8 protein-coding genes and 1 pseudogene are annotated in these 4,766 nt (G+C 59.6%); all 9 read right to left on the reverse strand.

The window, feature by feature from the left end; translation table 11 throughout:
- Positions 1-109: glycosyl hydrolase family 95 catalytic domain-containing protein (locus tag VI25_RS29075; RefSeq protein WP_410503452.1), on the reverse strand; the 109-nt coding region annotated here is incomplete at its 3' end.
- A gap of 43 nt (positions 110-152) precedes the next feature.
- Positions 153-428, reverse strand: a pseudogene (locus VI25_RS27345) (glycosyl hydrolase family 95 catalytic domain-containing protein); the annotation flags it as partial.
- Positions 419-1,414, reverse strand: a complete 996-nt coding sequence (locus tag VI25_RS20915; protein ID WP_055562817.1) for a glycoside hydrolase N-terminal domain-containing protein — start codon at positions 1,412-1,414, stop codon at positions 419-421. The gene VI25_RS20915 and the pseudogene VI25_RS27345, both read right to left, overlap by 10 nt.
- Before the next feature lie 643 nt (positions 1,415-2,057).
- A complete protein-coding gene (locus tag VI25_RS25360; RefSeq protein ID WP_161807006.1) occupies positions 2,058-2,234 on the reverse strand; it encodes a hypothetical protein in 177 nt (58 codons plus the stop codon).
- Between the two features lie 70 nt (positions 2,235-2,304).
- Positions 2,305-2,484 (reverse strand): hypothetical protein, encoded by a 180-nt coding sequence (locus VI25_RS20920; RefSeq protein WP_045690574.1) that lies wholly within the window; start codon positions 2,482-2,484, stop codon positions 2,305-2,307.
- 48 nt (positions 2,485-2,532) lie between these two features.
- On the reverse strand, positions 2,533-2,997 hold the full coding sequence (locus VI25_RS20925) for a PDDEXK nuclease domain-containing protein (RefSeq protein ID WP_052695769.1): 465 nt from the start codon (positions 2,995-2,997) through the stop codon (positions 2,533-2,535).
- A gap of 12 nt (positions 2,998-3,009) precedes the next feature.
- Positions 3,010-3,294, reverse strand: coding sequence for a hypothetical protein (locus VI25_RS20930; RefSeq protein ID WP_055562818.1), 285 nt, complete (start codon positions 3,292-3,294; stop codon positions 3,010-3,012).
- Entirely contained in the window at positions 3,267-3,509 is a 243-nt protein-coding gene (locus tag VI25_RS20935) for a hypothetical protein (protein ID WP_052695766.1), read from the reverse strand. Before VI25_RS20935 ends, VI25_RS20930 begins: the two co-directional genes overlap by 28 nt.
- A gap of 211 nt (positions 3,510-3,720) precedes the next feature.
- The gene (locus VI25_RS20940; RefSeq protein WP_072144873.1) at positions 3,721-4,446 is read right to left on the reverse strand and encodes a recombinase family protein; all 726 of its coding nucleotides are present in this window, start codon (positions 4,444-4,446) and stop codon (positions 3,721-3,723) included.
- Positions 4,447-4,766 lie beyond the last annotated feature (320 nt).

Below are 4,766 nucleotides of genomic sequence, written 5' to 3' on the forward strand. Positions count from 1 at the left end.
CCCGGTCACCGACGGGGTTCGAGGTGGCCCAGATATCCGAGTTATGGTGCGCTACCCAGCCCCGGGCTCCGTAGAACTCCCGCGCCGTCTGCCGCCCCGTAGCGGCCAAGTTCTTCAGCCACGTCAGCAGGGGGGGCGTGCAGCTCGCTGAGGTTGGTGACCTCCGCGGGCCAATAGTTCATCTGGGTGTTGATGTTGATAGTATAGTTCGAGCTCCACGGGGCCCGCAGCTCCTGATTCCAGATGCCCTGCAGGTTCGCGGGCGGGCCGCCGGGCCGGGAGGCGGCCAGCAACAGGTAGCGCCCATACTGGAAATACAGGGTTTCCAGCTCCGGGTCGTAGGCGCCGGCGGCGTAAGCTTGCAGGCGCGCATCGGTGGGTAGCCGCCCTGCGGCCGACTGCCGGGCGGTAGTATCGGTTAGCTGCAAGGCGACGTGTTGAACAAGCGCTGGTAGTCGGCCACGTGCGCCTTCCGTAGCTGTTGGTACGATGTGCGGGCCGCGTGGCGGAGAGCCGCGGCAGCCAGGGCCTGCTCGTCCCGGCCGTCTTGGTCGGGGCACTTGTCAAACCCATTGAAGCTGGTGGCCGCGGCCACGTACAGCACCACTTCCGTGGCCGCGCGGACGTGGATGCCGGCCGTATCAACGGTGACTTTGCCGCCCCGAGCGGTGGCCTTCAGGCGATACTGAAAGCGCATGCCGTTGCAGCCGCTGCTGTCTTCATACACCACTGGTACCCGGCCTTTCGGGTTGTAGTAGCTGGGGTCGACGCGGGCGGGCGCTTTGCCGCTTACCAGCAGCTCGCCGCGCCGATTCGTGGACTTGGTGAAGCGCAGCTGGCTGCGCGCAGACACGTCGAACGTCAGGGCTTTTGGCTGGCTGGCGCGGAAGCGGACAAGCAAAATGTTGCCCGGGGCCGAGGCGAGGACTTCGCGGGTGAACTCCACCCCGTTCACCGTGAAGCGGGTTGTTGCCACGGCTTGTTCCAGGTCCAGTTCGCGGCGGTACGTGGCGGCAACCGCGCCGCCGAACGGCTGCCGAATCACCACGTCGCCGAGCGGCAGGTACGAGGCGGTGTAGAAGCCCTGCATCTTCTTGGCCAGGTCATTGGCCTTGCCGTAGTCTTCGTCGCGCAGCAGGGCCTCCCGAATCCGGGGCAGGTACGACGCGGCGGCCGGGTTAATGTTAGCCCTTACGGGGCCGCCGCTGTAGAGGGTACTCTCGTTGAGCCGGATGAGCTCCTCCTCTACCCCGCCGAATACCATGCCCCCGATGCGGCCGTTGCCCACGGGCAGGGCTTCAACCCAGGCAGTAGCAGGCTTGCTGTACCACAGGGTCAAGTTAGACTGGGCTCGGCTGGTCAACGGCCCGAGGAGTAAAGAGCCGCATAAGGCAGAAGCAAGGAACAAGGTCATGAACGGTACTTAGTTGACAAATGAATGCGTGTGAAAAAGGGGGTTTCATACCGGACCACTGTACCATCCGCGCTTGTCGCAATGCGAGCTAATGGTGCTCATGCATCTGGTCTCGCCCCTCTCTGATGAACAGTTGCGCCAATAAGAGTGTGGCTAAGAAACTGAAGTAAGTCACACGGATACCAGTCACAGTACGCCTTGAGTACACGTTGGATATACAGTTAACTAATAGTGCTTTATGGAGAACAAGTGTCCGGGTCACTGTACACGACTGTTGAACCGGTCAAATCTATGCTGCTGCCGGGCGCTACAAGGGGGACGTATTCAGCAAATAGCTACTCTAAAATTGCAGAAGCATCTCCCCCAGCTTTGCCATTTAATTTGGATGCCTGTAAGTAGGCGTTGAAGTGGCTTGATCACCGCTCCTCTTCAACGTCGGGCACTGTGCCCGGCATCACCCAATCGGGCAACAGGTCGCCACTTGGCTACACCCGATCAGAAGAGGTTTTTTGCCCCTGTTCACCCTGCCTACACTTGATGAGGCCGCCTAACTCGTATAGTGCCTTCCAGGTAGTTTATTCCAATACCAGTTTTTGCTGCTGGGCTCCGTCGCAGCTTGCAGAGCTACCACGTAAAGGCCAGGCTACTGGTGGGTATCAGGCAGCGTCAGGGGCGTAGTGCCAGCGGGCAGCATTCGCGTGCATTGCCATAAACAGCGACCTAACGCATCAGTAATGGCCAGGTCGACAAGTTGTGCTTCTGAAGTCTGTACGGCTACCTCGGGGGCGGCACCAGCAGGTACGGGGTTGGGGAAGACCATAAGCTGTACAGCTAGGGACGTAGCTGGCCTGAAAGAGCATACCGTATACGTCGTACTCACTGGCGGGCATCTAGCGCAGGTCGGCCACCGGTGCTAGTTGCACCACTAGGCGGGTATTGGTGTTCACTATCACATCCTGATAATCGTAGCCCAGGGGCTGCAGCGGGGCGTAGGCCGTGCCCGACCAGCTCCGGAACGACAAGCGGTAGCTGCCATCGCCGGGCACCACATGGTTGCAGGTGGAAATCACGACCGTAAACGCTGGCCGGCCGTGAGCTGGACATCCACCCGGCGGCTGTTACCGTTGTCGCCAATCAGCGGCGCGCACTGGGTAGGCGCACGTGTAGTGCCGCAAGCCCCAGTAATAAATAGCCTCTAACACGGGCTGCAGGGTTTGGCCGTAGTTTCTAAACGCGCGTTCAACAAACGTGACAGTAGAAAACCTGGCGATGCGATGATAAAACACCAAGTCCACGTACAGGTGCTCATTGTCGAAGGTCAGGCGCTTCTGGCGGGCTTCGAAGCAGAAGCCGCGCCCCAGTTCCAGTAGAAAGGTCTGCAGGTGATCAATAATCGCCTGCTCCAACTCGCTCTCGCTGTAGCTGGGTCGTTGCTCCAGGCCGAGGAATTCAAGTACATAGGGGGTTTTCACCACGTCTCCTACCTGTAGGGGCTGCGTGCCGGCATGAGCCGCGAGCACCGCCGTTTTGTCTGTGGAGAGCCCTGTACGCTCATACAAGGCCGACTGAATCGCGCGCTTCAACTCGCGAACGGACTAATGGTTGGTCACGCTCTGCACCTCGTAGAAGCCCCGTTGCAGAGGCGTGTCCAGGGCTAACAATTCGATAAAATGCGAGAAACTTAGCCGCTGCAGCAAGCGGGCGGGCTCGATGCCGACGTGCGCGGTGGTCGATGGCCATTGGTCAGACACTGTCTGACCAATGGCCGGGAGGGAAAGGCCGGCCACTTGCAGAGCGTTAGCCTGCTCGCGCAGCAGCAGTGGATACGCCTGGTACAACTGGCGACACAGCTTCAAGTTGGTTTGGGAGAGGCCTGGCACGCCCCGCGCCCGCAGGTGCGTGCCAATTCCACTAACAAGCGCTGGCCATAGGCGGCCCGGTCTTGCCCGGCTTGCTCGTATTCGGTGAGGTAATAGCCCACCAGCCAATTGCGGGCGGTGAGCCAGTAATTGACTTGCTGCACCGCCGCGCGCTGCGTGGTGGTGTGCAACTGGCCCAGTTGCTCAGCCAAGCTCAGAAAGGTGCTATCGGGCATGGGGCCGAAGATACAGCGGGGAAGCAAAAGGCAGGTAGAGCAGACCCGGTTCTATTGCTAAGACGTTTGTGCTTAATGTACGACCTAGCCTTTCGGGTAGTAGAGGCATTCGCTCAGTTGTTGAGGGTAAAGGTCTGGCTGGGTGAGATACGGCGTCACCTGCAACTACCCAGTAGAAGCCGTCATGCGATAAGCTAAACGAAGATGCTTTCTAGCGGGTACCCGCCAAGCGGGCGTGACTTCGTAGGGGCCTAGATTGGGAGTCATTTATCCAGTGCCGGTTGTTGGCGCAGCAGCAGCGACGGACGGCTGTGGCATCAAACTCTTTCCCCCGGCGCGTGCGGTAGTCGCCGCCGTTCAGTTCCTGGGCAATCTGCTGCAGCGTATGGCCCTGCTGGCGCAGAAGAACCGCCAGGCGCGTGGCTTGGCGGTTCTCCTTGTTTTCCCGCGCATTTTGCGCGCGCACCTGCTGGCCCTGCCGAATGGCTGCGGCCGTCAAGTTCGCGGGCTGGCCGAGGGCGACGCCGCGCGCTTTGAGGGCCGCCAAGGCTTCCTTAGTACGCTTGCTGATAAGCTCCCGCTCGTGCTGGGCCAGCACGGCAAAGATGCCGACTGTGAGCGTGTTGGCGTCGGGCATATCGCAGCAGACAAAGTCTACCCCACTATCGCGCAGGGCAAAGATAAATCCTGCATTGCGGGAGAGGCGATCCAGCTTGGCAATGAGCAGGGTGGCGCTGGCCTGGCGAGCGTGAGCAATAGCAACCAGCAGCTGTGGGCGTTGATCTTTCTTGCCACTCTCCACTTCCGTGTAATGCGCGAGGACCTCACCCGGTGCACGGACGTACTGGGCGACGGCGTACTGCTGGGCCTCCAAGCCCAAGCCTGAGGTACCCTGCTTGGTGGTGCTGACCCGATAATAGGCAATGTATTGAGGCATGAGACGAATTTAGCACGGTTTTGGCATTTTACAAACGGGCGTTTATAAAATGCCAACTCCCCTCCTGCCCCGCTCTTGACCTAGTATAAACTGGGGAAAGCAAACCAATATGATAGTACAATTTAGTACAAAGCGTATCTGCACGATATACCGAAATATACCACTGCTGAGCTAGCCAAAGACTCGCCAAATATTACCCCCCGGCTGGTATTCCCTGCCCCCATTTTTATACTTAGCCTTAGCTCGGGGTGAAGCCTCCGTGCTCATCCCTCCCCTTAACGCTTGTGTGGTGCCTACTGCCGCCCCACCCCTTTTTGTAG

The organism is Hymenobacter sp. AT01-02, from assembly GCF_000961955.2.
Lineage (GTDB): Bacteria > Bacteroidota > Bacteroidia > Cytophagales > Hymenobacteraceae > Hymenobacter > Hymenobacter mucosus.